The 16,054-nt window shown below is 43.5% G+C and carries 12 protein-coding genes and 1 pseudogene; 7 read left to right on the top strand and 6 right to left on the bottom strand.

Features of this window, described 5'->3' with window-relative positions:
• The first annotated feature begins 608 nt into the window (after positions 1-608).
• Entirely contained in the window at positions 609-809 is a 201-nt protein-coding gene (locus tag LC605_RS24425; RefSeq protein ID WP_229550098.1) for a type II toxin-antitoxin system HicB family antitoxin, read from the top strand.
• Positions 810-906: 97 nt separating this feature from the next.
• Positions 907-1,008: a type II toxin-antitoxin system HicA family toxin gene (locus LC605_RS24430; RefSeq protein ID WP_229550099.1), complete on the top strand. Its 102-nt coding sequence runs from the start codon at positions 907-909 to the stop codon at positions 1,006-1,008.
• A 92-nt stretch (positions 1,009-1,100) separates the two neighbouring features.
• On the opposite strand, the gene LC605_RS24435 is transcribed toward LC605_RS24430, so the two are convergent.
• Positions 1,101-3,149 carry an elongation factor G gene (locus LC605_RS24435; RefSeq protein WP_229550100.1) on the bottom strand — a complete coding sequence of 683 codons (2,049 nt, stop codon included), beginning with the start codon at positions 3,147-3,149 and terminating at the stop codon, positions 1,101-1,103.
• A 265-nt stretch (positions 3,150-3,414) separates the two neighbouring features.
• Here LC605_RS24435 and LC605_RS24440 point away from each other — a divergent pair, with 265 nt between their 5' ends.
• The gene (locus tag LC605_RS24440) at positions 3,415-4,338 is read left to right on the top strand and encodes a lipopolysaccharide assembly protein LapB (RefSeq protein ID WP_229550101.1); all 924 of its coding nucleotides are present in this window, start codon (positions 3,415-3,417) and stop codon (positions 4,336-4,338) included.
• An 87-nt stretch (positions 4,339-4,425) separates the two neighbouring features.
• Positions 4,426-4,974: a phosphate-starvation-inducible PsiE family protein gene (locus LC605_RS24445; RefSeq protein WP_229550102.1), complete on the top strand. Its 549-nt coding sequence runs from the start codon at positions 4,426-4,428 to the stop codon at positions 4,972-4,974.
• Positions 4,975-5,366: 392 nt separating this feature from the next.
• Here the strand turns inward: LC605_RS24445 and LC605_RS24450 are convergent, their stop codons facing one another.
• Positions 5,367-6,248 carry a fatty acid desaturase gene (locus LC605_RS24450; protein WP_229550103.1) on the bottom strand — a complete coding sequence of 294 codons (882 nt, stop codon included), beginning with the start codon at positions 6,246-6,248 and terminating at the stop codon, positions 5,367-5,369.
• A 172-nt stretch (positions 6,249-6,420) separates the two neighbouring features.
• Here LC605_RS24450 and LC605_RS24455 point away from each other — a divergent pair, with 172 nt between their 5' ends.
• Positions 6,421-7,650: a TetR family transcriptional regulator gene (locus LC605_RS24455; RefSeq protein ID WP_229550104.1), complete on the top strand. Its 1,230-nt coding sequence runs from the start codon at positions 6,421-6,423 to the stop codon at positions 7,648-7,650.
• Positions 7,651-7,865: 215 nt separating this feature from the next.
• On the opposite strand, the gene LC605_RS24460 is transcribed toward LC605_RS24455, so the two are convergent.
• The gene (locus LC605_RS24460) at positions 7,866-8,747 is read right to left on the bottom strand and encodes a 4-hydroxybenzoate solanesyltransferase (RefSeq protein WP_229550109.1); all 882 of its coding nucleotides are present in this window, start codon (positions 8,745-8,747) and stop codon (positions 7,866-7,868) included.
• Positions 8,748-9,572: 825 nt separating this feature from the next.
• Between LC605_RS24460 and LC605_RS24465 the strand changes: the two genes are divergently transcribed.
• Positions 9,573-11,228, top strand: a complete 1,656-nt coding sequence (locus LC605_RS24465) for a Ppx/GppA phosphatase family protein (RefSeq protein WP_229550105.1) — start codon at positions 9,573-9,575, stop codon at positions 11,226-11,228.
• Positions 11,229-11,856: 628 nt separating this feature from the next.
• Here the strand turns inward: LC605_RS24465 and LC605_RS24470 are convergent.
• Together LC605_RS24470 and LC605_RS24475 are read right to left on the bottom strand one after the other, a co-directional pair.
• Positions 11,857-12,864, bottom strand: coding sequence for an SPFH domain-containing protein (locus tag LC605_RS24470; protein WP_229550106.1), 1,008 nt, complete (start codon positions 12,862-12,864; stop codon positions 11,857-11,859).
• Positions 12,865-13,022: 158 nt separating this feature from the next.
• On the bottom strand, positions 13,023-13,457 hold the full coding sequence (locus LC605_RS24475; protein WP_229550107.1) for an NfeD family protein: 435 nt from the start codon (positions 13,455-13,457) through the stop codon (positions 13,023-13,025).
• Between the two features lie 234 nt (positions 13,458-13,691).
• Between LC605_RS24475 and LC605_RS24480 the strand changes: the two genes are divergently transcribed.
• Positions 13,692-15,674 carry a protein phosphatase 2C domain-containing protein gene (locus tag LC605_RS24480; protein ID WP_229550108.1) on the top strand — a complete coding sequence of 661 codons (1,983 nt, stop codon included), beginning with the start codon at positions 13,692-13,694 and terminating at the stop codon, positions 15,672-15,674.
• 287 nt (positions 15,675-15,961) lie between these two features.
• Here the strand turns inward: LC605_RS24480 and LC605_RS24485 are convergent.
• Positions 15,962-16,054, bottom strand: a pseudogene (locus tag LC605_RS24485) (IS5/IS1182 family transposase); the annotation flags it as partial.

Genomic DNA, 16,054 nt, shown 5'->3' on the forward strand with positions numbered 1-16,054 from the left:
TTATGCTCGTGCATCTTCATATTTAAGTTATTTTACTGGTTTTATGTATATTCAGTAGCTTTGTTTATGTCTAAAAACCAGTAAAAACCGATTGTGACAGTTGAGGGTGCGGAATGTAGGTTCAAAGCCTCTCTCCTCTTAGTGGGACTTAGGCAAAAAGTAGCCATAAAAAAGCCTCAAATGTATATACAGAAAGACTTTGACATTGATTTGCCTAGTTTCTTGATATATCTGGGTTTCAAGCATTTTTGAGCCTTTGGTGTATTTCCCTTGCACTGTATAGGTTTGAGGCTTGTTTCTCTTTGAAAAATGTTTAAGTCCCGATAATTAATTTCTGGAGATGTCTATTAACAAAAAGCCCTGCACATTTAAGTGCAGGGCTTCGAGTTTAAATAAATCCCAAATTACTTGCCGTTGCCATTACCACTATTACCATTGCTTTGAATCACACGTTCGGCGAGTTTTTCTGCCACTTCCTGAAGATGGTCATATTCGCACTGAAAGGAACCAACGCCCAAAGTGAGTGATGTCTACGGCAAAGAAAGCCTACCCAGTCCTGAAATGTAATTGCGCTAAGATATAAAACACGACACTGCAACAGATTTATCATGAAAATCAAAGCCGTTATCTGGCAGGAAGACGATGTGTGGTGTGCTTCTGTACCAGCTCTACCAGGGTGTCACACATGGGGAGAAAGCTACGAACACTTGTTAGAAATGCTTAAAGATGCGATTCAGGGTTGGCTTGAAGTTGCTAGCCAGCAGGAAGAACTTGAACCTGATCAACAGTTGATTGAAATATCCTTATGAAATCTGTTTCTGGTAAAGCCTTATGTAAAATTGTTGAACGGTATGGCTGGAACCTGAAACGGATTACTGTAGTCACCATATTTATGCCAATAAAGGTGTGATTCTCTCTATTCCTGTTCATGGCAATCGCGATTTACCCATTGGAACACTGAAAGGACTGCTGAAGGATGCAGGTCTTACTGAAGAAGATATAGACTAACAACAATTTATTGGACTTTAGTTATTAGCCCGAAACTTAAAGTTCCGGGCTAGTGTTGATTTTAGATTAATCCAAAATCTCAAAATCCAAAATTACTTGCCGTTGCCGTTACCACCATTACCATTACTTTGAATGACACGTTCGGCAAGTTTTTCCGGTACCTCCTGGAGATGGTCATATTCCCAGTGGAAAGAACCAACGCCCAAAGTGAGCGATCGCAGTTCTACAATAAAGTTTTGCATCTCTGCTTGTGGCAAGTATGCAGAAACATTATCCCAGCCTTGCCAATCGTTCCTCCCCTCGTAGCCTAAAATTTGCCCCCGTCTACCACTTAAGAGTTGCAGCACTTTGGAGGTAAATTCGCTAGGTGTGGTAACATTCACCCGCAAAATTGGTTCTAACAGGGTAGGTTCCGCTTGGGGTATCCCCGTTTGCATTGCCAATCGGGCAGCTTGCTTAAAGGCTTGTTCGGAACTGTCAACGTTGTGGTATGAACCATTAGTCAGAGTTACCGCCAAATCCACTATTGGGAAACCCAAAGGCCCATGTGTCAGAAATTCCCGCACGCCCATTTCCACGCCAGGAATGTACTGTTTCGGAACCACGCCGCCGACAATAGTTTCATTAAAATTAAAGCCTGTACCACGTGGTAAAGGCTTAATTTCCAGAAAAACATCACCAAACTGACCATGACCACCACTTTGATGTTTGTAGCGCCCATGAACTGAAGCCACCGTTTTGCGGATGGTTTCTTTGTAAGGCACTTGCGGTAAATGGGTTGTCATCGGCAAATTATATTTGCGGCGCAGTCTGTCTAGGGTCACTTGCAAATGAATCTCCCCTTGACCCCAAAGAATAACTTCGTGAGTATCGCCGTGTTGTTCCCAAGCAAGTGAGGAGTCTTCTTCTAACAACTTGGCGATCGCACTGCTGAGTTTCACTTCATCGTTGCGCTTTTCTGGTGTAATGGCGAGAGCATACACAGGTGCCAATTGTACAGCTTTGGGTAATTCCATCGCCGACTGCTGTTCTGTGGAGATTGTATCTCCTGTCTTGATTCCTTCCAAACGGCTCAATGCGACAATTTCACCCGCACTAACTTGGTTAACAAACTGCTGTTGTTGTCCCATGAGGCGGTAAATTCCCCCAATGCGAATGCCATTGAGGACAATGCCATCAGTTAATTTGCCCCGCCAAACACGCACTAAAGAGAGTTTGCCACCTTGGGGAGTGTAGTAAGTTTTTAATACCTGTGCTAAAGCTGTATCACCTTTTGAGTTTTTTAAGCGACGTTCGGCTGTAGTTTCTGGTTCGGGCGCTTCTCGTAACAAGGCTTCTAATAGAGGTCTAACACCATAATCTTGTTCTGCCACACCAAAGAAAACGGGCACGACTAAATCTGCCCCTAATTCGATTTTTAAATCTTTGATGATTTCTTCTTGGGGTGGTTCAATGTCTTCTAAAAGTTCTTCGAGTAAATGGTCGTCAAAATTTGCTAAAGCTTCGAGCATTTCTGCCCGTGCTATATGTTCTTCTTCTTGTAAACTTTCGGGGAAGGGAATGGGGTCAGCAGGTGCGCCGGGATGATATTGATATGCCTGTTCGCTCACCATATCAATAAAGCCCGTGAGTTGTTCCCCATTCATGATGGGATATTGATGCGCTACCAAAGGACGGCTAGATACTGCTTTGAGGGCGTGCAATGTTTCCATAACGTGAATACTTGCCCGATCCATTTTGTTGACGAAGACGAGGTGGGGAATTTCCCAATCGTCCAGGAATTTAAATAGAGGGGCAAGGGTGAGGACTCGCTCGCGGATGGGTTCACAAACTACAATTGCTGCATCCACTCCGATTAAAGCATTGTACGTTTCTTGGGCAAATTCTACACTTCCGGGACAGTCAATAAAGGTGAAGCGAATGCCGTTATACTCAGTGCTAGCGGCGCTGACTTCTACACTCATGTGGCGATCGCGCGACTCGGCAGCACTATCTCCCACTGTATTGTTGTCCTTAACACTGCCTTTGCGGGAAATTGCCCCTGTGACAAATAACAAGCTTTCTAGTAAAGTGGTTTTTCCACTTAAATAAGGCCCGACAATTGCAACATTTCGTGAACCCGATTTTACTTTTTCGTTCATAAAACCTCCCTTGCGGTAAGTTTTTCATAACCGCATGATTCTATATATATCAAGGGATAAAAAATGGTTCTCTGTAGTCAAAATTACCCCCTCTTTAATTGGTTATTATCCTCCCTTTAATCGAAAGTTAAAAAAATTGTAGCCTGTCGTAAGATTTAGTTTACGAAAAGTTACGTATTATAATTTTTTATGCCAAATTAAAAACTTTTGTAAAAAACTTTCTCTGAAGTAAATTTAACTGAAAGTGTTGTGAGTCAGAAAATCAATGGGATTATCATTCTCTAAATATCACATAGCAGGGTTAATAAGTTTGACTTTGCTGGTTGTTAGTATTTCCTCGCCCTCTGTTTCTCTATCTCCTCCTGTAGCCTCAAAGCTGGCACAATCTCAAGCTAAAACTGCCATAGACTCGTTAAACCAAGGTTTACAAGCAATTCAGGCGGGAAGGGTACAAGATGCGATCGCCGCCTTTAAACAAGCAACTCAATTAGATCCGACATTAGCACCAGCGCACTATAATTTAGGACTAGCATTGCGACAAGCGGGACAATTACAACCCTCTGCCGATGCATTTTATCGAGGGACACAAGCCGATCCAAAATTTGCGCCAGCTTTTGCTAATTTAGGTGGTGCATTGTTAGAAGGTAATAACTTACAGTTAGCTAACGATTATTTGCAACGAGCGTTAGAACTTGATCCCAAACTCGGATTTGCCCACTATAACTTGGGATTGGTACGACAACAGCAACGAGATTGTGAACGAGCGATCGCATCTTTTAAAAAAGCCATAGAATATAGCAAAAATGCACCTGAACCTCCTTACCATATGGGGATGTGTTATCTCCAACAAGGTAAACTTGAGCAAGCAATAAATGCCCTTAATCAGGCAGTAAAAATTAATCCTAAGTACCCAGAAGCTTACTATAATCTCGGTTCAATTTGGTTTAACCAACGCAAATTACAAGAGGCATTAGAGGCTTTTAGAAAATCAGCCGAAGCTAACTCTAACTACCCTAATGCTTATTATGGCGCTGGATTAGTTTTTATGCAGTTACAGCAATATGGCGATGCAGTACAAGTACTGCAATTTGCCAGAGATTTATACAATGCTCAGAGTAATCCCCAGTGGGCAAAAAATGCCGAGCAATTGTTGCAACAAGCACAAAATTTAAATTACCAACCTCGCTGAGGCGCAAAAGCTTAATATTGCGTAACATAAAAATATTGGGTTGACTCGCTGGTGTTGTCTGAACTTGTCCCGATTGGAAAAACGTAGATGCAAAAGCGCCTGAAGAGTCGATTTTTATTTAGCGATCGCTGGCTGGATCGGCACTCAATTGTTCGCAACATGGAAGCCTTCCAAGACTTAATTGTGATTGTCTTGTGTTTGGGTTTGTTTGCCGTCATGCTGATTCAATTGTGGGGGATACTTATCTCCCTCACGCAGCCACTGGACTATAAACACGTGACTGCAAAAATTCTATTTGTGTTGATTTTAGTCGAGTTATTCCGACTATTAATGGTTTACTTGCAAGAACATAGTATCTCTGTGGGAGTAGCAGTTGAGGTAACAATTGTATCTCTACTGCGAGAAATAGTAGTTCACGGAGCGCTGGAAATTTCTTCGCTTCAGACGGCTGCAATTTGTGGCTTATTATTTGTTTTGGGTGGACTACTTGTGGTCTGTGCTAAAACGCCACATATGGATTGTATGAGTGCTAACACTAAGTTTTGCCCGATTGTGTATAGAGCAGATCGGGAACGGCAAAATGAGTTGGAATTCCAGTATTCACGTCAATGTGATCAAAATCAGCCCCTTGGATAATTTGTAGCGATGCAACACGGTAAAATGTAACTCAGGTTTTAAGTGCGTAGGCGTAGCCCGTCGTAGACATCGCTTCTGATTTAGTCAAATTAACATAAAAGAGGCGATCGCAGTTCCGTTGGAATTTGTATTGTGAAATACCAGGACTATTTCATTCTAGACATAAACCACCCGGAACTGAAGTTCCTGGCTCATAGCTAAAGTCCGTTAAAACGGACTATAACCTTTTCTCAGTCGTCTTTAGACGACTTTCGCTATTAGACTCAGAATTCATTCTGAGGCGGGCTAGATGAGAATGAAATAGCCCTGTGTGAAATACTACTCCTAAAAATTAGTAAGCCGACAGCAAATCAGCAGTCGGCATGGCAAATTCATAATTATTCGGTTGCAATTTAGCCGTGAGTTGCACCTTGAGGAGGACGCGAGACAACCTTTTTGGCTAAACCCAAAGTCTGCAAAACCAGGATGCTCCACCAAGTAACATCAATCTCCCACCAAGACAACCCAGATTTTGCCATATGGGGATAAGTATGGTGGTTGTTGTGCCATCCTTCTCCATAAGTGACGAGGGATACCCACCAAAGATTACGAGCGCCATCATTAGCATCAAAGGTGCGATAACCCCACAGGTGTGATGCTGAGTTGACAAACCAGGTTGAGTGCCAAAGCAACACACACCTGACAAACACTCCGTAAACGACAAAAGGCCATCCTCCTAGAGTATATAGCAGCAGCCCGAAGGGTATTTGCAAAACCAAAAAGTAGCGATCTAACCAGCAATAAAAAGGTTGTCTTGCTAGGTCAGGGGCATATTTTTTGTAGGTTTCATAGTCAAAAAATTCTGGACGCGGGTAGAAAATCCACAGTATGTGGCTCCACCAAAATCCTCTTTGGGCAGAGTAGGGGTCTAAATTGATATCTTCGGTATGAGCGTGATGCTGGCGGTGTCCACCTACCCAAAAAATTGGCCCACCTTGCAAAGCCAGCGCTCCAATTAGGGCGATCGCATACTCTAACCACTTGGGAACTTGGAAACTCCGATGGCTCAGTAGTCGGTGATATCCCAGGCAAATACCAATACTCCCGAATAACCAGTGGAGAAACACTAGCAAACCTAATGCTGGCCAAGAGAAAAACCAAGGAGCCAGAAGTGCTAAAGCATGAAATGCAGCAAAAAATACTACATTCGTCCAACTGAGTCGAGGTGAGTTGCCTCTCTCAGGGGCGATGGGTTTGCCAACGCCTTTGGCGATCGCCCCAAAATTTGCGGTCATAAAAATTCCTGTTGATGGATGATAAAGCGATTTACTTTTTATCAGGTGTAATCCCACTCAGATTTACTCACCCTGTAAACCCGTTTGTTACAGTAGAGTAAAGCAAGTATCACTTACATTTGTAATGCTAGCAGAACTCTAATTTTCCTGCAAGTGCCACTTGCATTTTTCTATGTCGTCTCAACTGCTTTCCACTCGTCAACGCCTGATTCAAGCTGCACTTGAGTTGTTTTCTGCTCAGGGAGTCAGCGCTACCACAACCCGCCAAATTGCTGAAAAAGCCGAAGTCAACGAAGTGACGCTATTTCGGAATTTTGGCAATAAGCATGGGCTACTTTTGGCTGTGCTGGAAGAGTCTGCGGCTTTCAAGAATTTAGGTGAGTCGCTGGTGCGACGAGCAACGCCTCCCGGCAATGTCTACCAAGCTCTTAAAGATTATGCAAGTGACAGCTTATATGCATTAGAACGAGTGCCAGAGTTCGTCCGGTCTGTGGTAGGTGAAGCCGACCAATTCCCGGCAGAAAATCGCCGCGCACTAGGCAGGGGAGTAACAGAGGCAAACCGCTATGTAGCTCAGTATTTAGCTACTGTAATCCAGCAAGGACACTTAAATACCTATTTACCCGCAGAAAAATTAGCCAGTTTGCTGAATGGGATGATTTTGGGATATGCCGTAATTGAGTTCACCAGCGAATTTCACGAACTTTGGGAGGATCGGGATGATTTTCTCGAAAATTTGGTGGAGTTGTTTCTACATGGAGCGATGTCATCCTCGGCAGAATCAGCAACAAACTCCTTACAAGGAGGGTTTATCACCACAGAAGTAGCTGATTTACCAGCTAGTTTAGTTCACGAAATTCTGCAACAAGCCAGAAAATGGGGAGTACGAGATTATGCCTTGGTTTATGTGTTATTTGGGGCTGGATTATCCGCCACAGAAATAATTAGTTTGGAGCGATCGCACCAAATCTACGATACTCAAGGGCACTTTTTGCAAATCACAATTCCAGGATTTGTCCGTCAAGTACCTGTGAATCAATGGATTTTGGGCAAACGCTACGGTTCTTACACTAATAATCCCTTAATCAAATGGCACAAAAGCCGTAAAGATACTCAAACAGCCATGTTCCTGAATGAAATAGGCAAACCCTACTCAGAATCAGAACTTGAGACACGTTGGCAAATATGGAGTCAGGGACTATTAACTCCCCAAGGACAAACGCCAGTAATCGCTCAAGCGCAACAAACCTGGCGTGTAGAAATGTTAATGCGGGGGATCACCTTGGAAAACCTGAGTATTTTAACAGGTTGCGATCGCACCCAATTACAACCCTATGCCCGCCGAGCCAGAGAAAAAGCTGCCCTAGAGCAAGCCACACATTTAGATCACAAACCGGGGTAAGATGATCAGATAAGGGGAATAACGGGACTTAAACAAAACTGAAGAATAAAAGCGAACCCTCGACGGAACGAATATTGAGATTTTGATATTGAAAAAGCTGAATGCCTCTGTAAACATAAAGGCGCGTGGGACACACGCCCTCAAAGCTCAATCAATGTCCTCATAGAGGAGTCGTTGAGAAACCCACACTCACTAGACGGAGTGTGTGGAGTATGTCACAAAGATCCAGCAATCATCCCAGCAAGTAAAATAAAACCAATCCACACGTTTTGCCGGAACATCTCACCATAAACAGGATTAGGTAAGTCTTGCTTTGTTAATCGCAGAGACTGCCAAACCCATCCGATAGTAGCAACTGCAAGGCTAATCCAGAAGGCTAAGTGCAGGTGTACGACTACGCCTAACCAAGCCAATAACAAGATTGTGCTGGCAAAGAAAATTCCAATAGCTACAGGGGCATAATACCCAAAAAATAGGGCACTAGAATTAACACCAATGCGGCGATCGTCTTCCTTGTCGCTCATGGCATAAACTGTATCAAATCCCAATGTCCACAGTACAGTTGCACCCCAAAGTAACCAAGTTGGTTGGGATATGGTTTGTGTCACTGCACTCCAGCTAATCAATACCGCAAAACCCCAAGCAATGGAAAGCATCAGTTGCGGTACAGGAAACACTCGCTTTGCGCCTGGATAAAGCAGAATTATCGGCACTGCTGCCACACACAACCAAAAACTCAGGGGGTTAAGATAAAAGGCCAGGACTGCTGCACATCCAAGGGAGACGATCGCGACTGCAATCCCAATTTTCACAGACAAAGCGCGAGAAGCGAGGGGGCGATCGCGTGTTCTCTCTACTTCTGGATCAATATTCCGATCCCACAAATCATTGACAACACACCCAGCCGCACTTGTGGCTAGAGTACCCAATATAATTACACCAACCAGAGGTAAAGGCGGTTTCCCAGAAGCTGCCAAAAACACAGCCCAAAGGGCAGGAATCATTAAAATTAAACGTCCTTCTGGTTTATGCCAGCGCAAAAGCCGGATAATTACAAGCCAAACTGGTGACTGGGGGCGTTCTGGTGTCGTTAACATAGGAATGGGGAGTGGGGATTGGGCATTGGGCATTGGGCATTGGGCATTAGACATCTGGTGAAATTGAATATCCGTTACCCAGAACCCTTGTAGAGACGTAGCAGTGCTACGTCTCTACATTTTTTGGAGATGTCTATTGGAAATTAGTTATTTTTCGCCTTGCTTCTTTGCTCCTATGCCCCATGCCCTATTCCTGAATTCACATATCTTTACATCTATAGAATAACGTTATTTGTTATTTGTAAAAACATAACCTCAAGTGGCAACTTTAAATATCTTTAAATAGTCACTAGGTTAGAAGCAGTAGCAGGGCGATTTCATTCTCATCTAGCCCGCCTCAGAATGAATTCTGAGTCTAATAGCGAAAGTAGTCTAAAGACTACTGAAAAAAGATTATAGTCCGTTTTAACGGACTTTAGCTATGAGCCAGGAACTTCAGTTCCGGGTGGTTTATGTCTAGAATGAAATAGCCCTGGAAGCAGTAGAGTAAATATACTTAGCTCAGTTACCCTTGACGAAACTGAGTTGCCAGTGCTGAGTACTTTTTAATTTACTCAATATTCAGCACTTAGCGAGTGTGTTAGGGAGCATCTCAAATGTGCCATTCCCTTGATAGCCCTCATCCCTTAACCCCGAATCCCATGTTTGGGATTCGGGGAACTAGAATCATGTCTCCCCTCTCCCATCTTTGGGAGAGGGGCCGGGGGTGAGGGAAAAGATTTAAGCTTGCATTGGGATGCTTTCGTGTGTTGCAACAAATATCAGTGTCAGCTACCCCGACATACCACCGTTTGCCATCATTTCTTAATAAAGAGAGAAAACTAGATGCTGAATTTAGTTTCTAGCTGGGAGAGTGTTCCAACTCAACCACCTAAGCAACATCGGATTATTGCTGCCATTGACCTAGGAACAAATTCTCTACACATGGTAGTAGTCAAAATTGACCCCGCACTACCAGCTTTCAGTATTATCGCTAGAGAAAAAGAAACTGTGAGACTAGGCGATCGCAATCTGAGTACTGGGGAACTCAAACCGGAGATAATTAAAAAGGCGATCGCTGCTTTAGGACGCTTCCAAGAAGTTGCCAAAACTATCAACGCTGAAACTATCATCGCTGTGGCAACTAGTGCTGTGCGGGAAGCCCCCAATGGGAAAGATTTTTTGCACAGAGTAGAAACGGAGTTGGGTTTAAGTGTTGACTTGATTTCTGGTCAAGAAGAAGCGCGACGAATCTATCTTGGCGTGCTGTCGGGTATGGAATTTCACAACCAGCCCCACATGATTATTGATATTGGCGGTGGTTCCACAGAGTTAATTTTGGGCGATAGTCACCAAGCACGCACTCTCACCAGTACCAAAGTCGGTGCAGTGCGACTCACTAGCGAATTAATCACCACTGACCCCATCAGCAACACGGAGTTTCAGCATCTGCAAGCTTATGCACGCGGGATGTTAGAACGTTCCGTAGATGAAATACTAACAAACCTAGAGTTTGGGGAATCTCCCCGTTTGGTGGGTACATCTGGTACGATTGAAACCTTGGCGATGATTCATGCACGAGAAAAGTCGAGTCTTATTCCTTCGACTCTCAATGGCTACCAATTCAGTCTTAAAGACTTGCGAGAGTTGGTAAATCGTTTGCGGAAACTGAGTAATGCAGAAAGGGCTATGATTCCCGGTATGCCAGATAAGCGCCCGGAAGTTATACTCGCTGGCTCCGTGATATTACAGGAAGCAATGAGCCTTTTGGGTAGTGAATCGATCACAGTTTGTGAGCGGTCTCTGAGGGAAGGCGTAATCGTAGACTGGATGCTAACCCACGGTTTAATTGAAGATAAGCTGCGCTACCAAAGTTCAGTTCGGGAACGGAATGTTCTCAAACTCGCTAATAAATACCATACTAACTTAGAATATAGCGATCGCGTCGCAGCATTTGCCCAGAGTTTATTTGACCAAACTCAAGGTTCCTTACACCACTGGGGATCCGACGAGGGACAACTGCTATGGGCAGCTGCAATATTACACAATTGCGGTCATTATATCAGCCATTCGTCTCACCACAAGCACTCTTACTATCTAATTCGCAATGGTGAATTACTCGGTTATACAGAAACAGAGATTGAAATCATTGCCAATTTAGCGCGTTATCATCGGAAATCGCCACCTAAGAAAAAACATGAAAATTATCAGAGTTTGCTGACTAAACAGCAGCGACAAATGATCAGTCAATTGAGTGCCATTTTAAGATTGGCAGTGGCATTGGATAGACGACAAATTGGTGCGATCGCTCAAGTAAAATGCGAATATTATCCACAATTGAGGCAGTGTAATCTGTTAATATTCCCATCCCAACCTCATGATGACTGCGCCTTAGAACTCTGGAGTTTAGATTATAAAAAAGGAGTGTTTGAGGAAGAATTTGGAGTGAGATTAGTCGCGACTTTAGCTGAAACAGCAAGAAGCCCCACGTCTCACTTTTAGGAGCGTGGGATGAATTGCGAGTGAGTTGACGACAGTTTCCCGACCCATGGGACAGCGCGGTCGGGAAACATGGAGAAAACGAACAAATCTAAGTTAAAATTAGCAAATAGGGGCGGCAGGGCATTCCGTCTCTCTAATAAAGCTCATCGCCTCCTAAGCAATAGCCGGATTGGGTGAGAAGCCTACGCTGTACTGTACTCAGTCAGTGTAGGAGTATGTCACAAAAGTCGAACCTTGCTAGCTTCTCTTAGAAACTAGTAATTTATAGAAAATACGCCGAAAACCCTTGAATAAGGGGGGCATGAAGCATTGGGCTATTTCATTCTCATCTAGCCCGCCTCAGAATTCATTCTGAGTCTAAGAGGTTGTTTTAAAAGTGGTTAGCTGTATCTTTGCACTTTTAGATCCCCCCTAACCCCCCTTAAAAAGGGGGGAACCGGAATGATAGCGGTTCTCACTTGGGTGCAATACAGACCTAACCCCCAACCCCTTCCCTACTAGCGTTGGGGAGTAAGATTCAAAGCCTCTCTCCTAAAAGGAGAGAGGTTTGGAGAGAGGTCAAACTGTCTTGCATCCAAGGAAGAACCGCTATAAAGTCCTTTTCCACATAACCGGAATTGTCAGACTCTTAACTAGGGCGGTTATTTTCTAATCCTGGTATTTGCTTAGAAAACAACTCATTAGAGTTAACTTGACCATCTGAAACAACAGAGCGTATACCCTCTAAGGCAGCAGGAATGGAACGCGGATCTATAAAAATCACTTTACTGCTATCGCTTCTACCAATTGTCGCGCCCATATCTAGATAGCCCAAAGCAAACAGAACTTCTATTGCTTTATTAGCATTGGGGTTAGTGTGGATTTTTTGGGAAATAATTTCTGCCGACTCAGCGATCGCCTGCGCTTTTAGAACCTGCTGCTGACGTTCCGCCTGAGCTTTCAAAACGATCGCCCTTTGTTCAGCCTCCGCTTGCAGAATTGTCGATTTTTGACGAGCTTCCGCATCCAATATTTGCGCATCAGCTTTACCTCTAGCACTATTCACAGCAGCTTCGCGTTCGCCCTCAGAAGTTAAAATTGCTGCCCGTTTGCGTCGTTCTGCCGACATTTGCAATTCCATCGATTCTCGCACTGCTTGAGACGGAATAATATCTCGCAGTTCTACTCTTGTCACTTTCACACCCCAAGGATCGGTAGCAATGTCCAAATCCTGTAATAAAAGTTCACTGATATGGGAACGAGCAGTAAAGGTTTGATCCAACTCTAGTTGTCCCATTTCGGCGCGAATTTGAGTCAGCACCATATTTACCATTGCCGACTGGAGATTTTCTACCTTGTACCAGGCTTTTTCCATATCCACGATGCGCCAGTAAAACACTGCATCCACCTCAATACCAACATTGTCACGGGTGATGCACTGTTGCGGAGGAATATCTAAAACTTTTTCCCGGATAGTTTCTCTGTAAACGATTTTATCCAGAAAAGGAATGACAAAGTTTAGTCCTGGTTCCAGTTTTTTATTATAACTACCCAATCTTTCCACTAAAGCTTCATTGCCTTGATTTACGACCTTCACAGACCCCGCTACGGCAGAACCACCAAGGGCTAAAAATACTAGTAAAAAGAACTGTTCCATTGTGAATCTCCTGATTTTTATAGAGGGAGTGGGGGATGAGGGGGGTGAGGGGGATGAGGGGGGTGAGGGGGATGAGGGGGATAGATAACTCTTAGCTCTTTACCTACTCAGTGCAGACGCAATTAATCGTGTCTCTCTCTACTCCCCGCTTCCAATAATTAAGAATTCAACAAATTTTCTGGTATCACAATCAAAGTAGTACCTTCTCTCCTAACCACATAAACTCTTTGATGGGGTGCTACGGTCAATTTGTCATCGTCAGATCTTGCTTGCCAAGAATTTCCCTCATACAGCACTCGCCCTGTTTTCCCAGGCAGAATTTCTGTTAAGGTTTCAGCTATGACTGCATCCTGAATTTTCGATTTGCGTCGTCGCGGTTGCAAAAATCGACGGGAAAGTAAGATCAATGCTGTGGAAAGTAATAGCCAAACCACAATTTGCAACCATACACTTCCTAAACCCACCCCAGACAGCAGCGCCACCACAAAAGCGCTAACTCCCATCATGAAGGCGACAAACGCCGATGGTAAGAACAGTTCCATTAGACACAAAACTGCTCCTGCCAGAAGCCAGATTAAGGTAAAACTTGGCATAGCGCCATCCTAGTCTCTACATTGACGTAAATGCATTTCTACGATTAGATACAGCCAGACGTAAGTTATTTACAGAAAGCAAAACTTGGTTTTTTTACCAATAATTTTGATTAATTTCAGTAACAAGGCGTAACTAGCGGTACATAAATTCAGTCTATTCTAGCCTTCAAGTCATTGCCAGCTAAAATTAATCGAAGTTCATGAGTTAATTTATTTCTGATAATTTATACCTTTATGATTTCTACTCAACTGATAATTTATTGTATAAATCCAGGCTGTAATCGCCCCATTAATCCTATGGGAGATAGTGTTTGTACCAGTTGTCAAACTCCTTTAGTTCACCGCTATCTTTGGGCTACTGGCTCATTGTCTGCTCAAATCTCACCAGGCAAAAAGGTAGCAGATAGGTATGAGGTAATTAGTCAACAGATTTGGCTAGATACTCAACCGGGACTGCCGCCAGATGTACCTGAAGAATTGCCAAAGGAAGTAATTCCTTATTTACGGTTATATCAACAGAGGTTACATCTGCCCCAAGCTTATGGGTTTGCTAGCACCCTTGAGGGAGATACAACTGATATCCTCCTATTGGAAAATATACCGATAGATGAGACAGGAAATATCTATCCAACTATTGTTGAGGTATGGGAACAAGCAACGGCGGTACGACAAGTTTATTGGCTGTGGCAAATTCTCCAACTTTGGACACCTTTATCAGAATTGGGATTTAGCCGCAGTTTACTGGTAGTAGACAACTTAAGAGTCCAAGGTTGGTGTGTGCGACTTTTGGAACTTTACCAAACACCAGCAGAGGAGAAACTGAGTTTACAAAATCTGGGAGAGTGTTGGCAGTTTTGGGTAGCGTCTGCAAAGGCATCAGTAGCCAAAGGGTTACAAAACATAGTCCAGCAGATGTGTGAAACGGAGGTTGATCTGGAGGCAATTTCCACTCAACTCAATAATTTACTACTAGCATCGGCGGCAGAATTGCCATTAAGCCTAAAGGTGGCAGGTTCCACAGATATTGGCCCAGTTATGCCGCAAAATGAAGATACTTGCTACCCCAATGCTTTGAGTGATTTAGATGAACCTTTATTGCCCTACTTATCGATTGTTTGCGATGGTATTGGCGGACACGAAGGCGGCGAAGTTGCCAGTAAGTTGGCAGTGGAGTCTGTAAAGTTGCAAATTCGCGCCTTATTAGCCCAGGTAACAGAACAAACTGTACTTATACCACCACAGTTGTTGCAGGAACAATTAGAAGCAAGCTTGCGGGTGGTAAATAATGTGATTTGTGCCCGCAATGACGAACAAAAACGCCAAGGCAGAGAACGCATGGCTACAACTATTGTAATGGCGTTGCAAGTTCCACAACGAATACAGACGAGTACTGGGTGGCAATCAAATAATACCCATGAACTTTACTTGGCTAATGTTGGCGATAGTCGTGCTTATTGGATTACTCACAATTATTGTCAGCTACTGACAGTGGATGATGATGTGGTAACACGGGAAGTACGCTTTGCGAAAAGCTTGTATCGAAAGGCACTTCTTAGACCAGATGCTAGTGCCTTAACTCAAGCATTGGGGACAAGAGATTCAGAATCTTTGCGTCTCAGGGTTCAGCGATTCATTGTCGAAGAAGATGGCATCTTGCTACTGTGTTCTGATGGTTTAAGTGATCATAACTGGGTAGAACAATCATGGCAGAATTATGCAATACCCGTGTTAACAGGGCAATTAACACTTGAAGATGCTGTTCACAATTGGATTAACTTGGCAAACGAAAAAAATGGGCGTGATAATACGTCGGTTGTTCTCACTTATTGTCGTGTCTCCCCAGAATACTTAGTACCTTTGACTCCAGCGTTGCCAGAAGAGATTATAGAAGCAGAAATACAAGAACAACCACAGGAAGCAGAGGAACAAGAGGGATTAATTTCTTTTACAGAAAGTTCGCGATCGCTGCTAGATTTGGATCTAAATTTGGATCTATCAGAGGAACCATTTACAAGCCCAGAAATTCCACCAACTTTAATTACAAAGCCTAATGGGGGTAAGCGTTTGATCATGGTGGGAGGAGTGTTAGCATTGCTTGTGGGGGGTACAAGTCTGGGATTATTTGCTTGGTGGCAAATTAATCCTCAAGGATTCCAGCAGATGTGTCGGCAACTTCCCCTAAAAGTGCAGCAACTTTGTCCGCATAGTGTACACTAACTAATTGTCATTTGCGCGTTAGCGAAGTGGCTTTGGATGTAATCTTTATTTTTAACGAGATGTGCAACTTATTCTTAAAACCCCACTTCCATTCCTCTCCCCGAAACGGGGAGAGGCTTTAACTGTTCACTGATTTAATTCTTGCTCCCCTTCCCTAGTAGGGAAGGGGTTGGGGGTTAGGTTTGAGAGTAAAGTTGCACATGGCGTTATTTTTAGTTAGATTTGACGACAAACTGTTCTGCATCTACATCTGAGAGGATGTTTTAAAAGTCAAAACCAGTCAAAAATCATGCCAATCGTCTGACCATAATCCGAATCATCGCAATATAGATAAATGTCTCCGAGGTTTGGGGTAATCTTTCATAATCTTTACTTAAACG

Source organism: Nostoc sp. CHAB 5836 (assembly GCF_020829445.1).
In the GTDB taxonomy this organism is placed as follows: Bacteria; Cyanobacteriota; Cyanobacteriia; order Cyanobacteriales; family Nostocaceae; genus Nostoc.

Bases quoted from the DNA above. Each gene is read 5' to 3' on its own strand.
- LC605_RS24425 (WP_229550098.1), top strand. From the start codon at position 609: ATGAAAATCAAAGCCGTTATCTGGCAGGAAGACGATGTGTGGTGTGCT.
- LC605_RS24435 (WP_229550100.1), bottom strand. From the start codon at position 3,149: ATGAACGAAAAAGTAAAATCGGGTTCACGAAATGTTGCAATTGTCGGG.
- LC605_RS24440 (WP_229550101.1), top strand. From the start codon at position 3,415: ATGGGATTATCATTCTCTAAATATCACATAGCAGGGTTAATAAGTTTG.
- LC605_RS24445 (WP_229550102.1), top strand. From the start codon at position 4,426: ATGCAAAAGCGCCTGAAGAGTCGATTTTTATTTAGCGATCGCTGGCTG.
- LC605_RS24450 (WP_229550103.1), bottom strand. From the start codon at position 6,248: ATGACCGCAAATTTTGGGGCGATCGCCAAAGGCGTTGGCAAACCCATC.
- LC605_RS24455 (WP_229550104.1), top strand. From the start codon at position 6,421: ATGTCGTCTCAACTGCTTTCCACTCGTCAACGCCTGATTCAAGCTGCA.
- LC605_RS24460 (WP_229550109.1), bottom strand. From the start codon at position 8,747: ATGTTAACGACACCAGAACGCCCCCAGTCACCAGTTTGGCTTGTAATT.
- LC605_RS24465 (WP_229550105.1), top strand. From the start codon at position 9,573: ATGCTGAATTTAGTTTCTAGCTGGGAGAGTGTTCCAACTCAACCACCT.
- LC605_RS24470 (WP_229550106.1), bottom strand. From the start codon at position 12,864: ATGGAACAGTTCTTTTTACTAGTATTTTTAGCCCTTGGTGGTTCTGCC.
- LC605_RS24475 (WP_229550107.1), bottom strand. From the start codon at position 13,457: ATGCCAAGTTTTACCTTAATCTGGCTTCTGGCAGGAGCAGTTTTGTGT.
- LC605_RS24480 (WP_229550108.1), top strand. From the start codon at position 13,692: ATGATTTCTACTCAACTGATAATTTATTGTATAAATCCAGGCTGTAAT.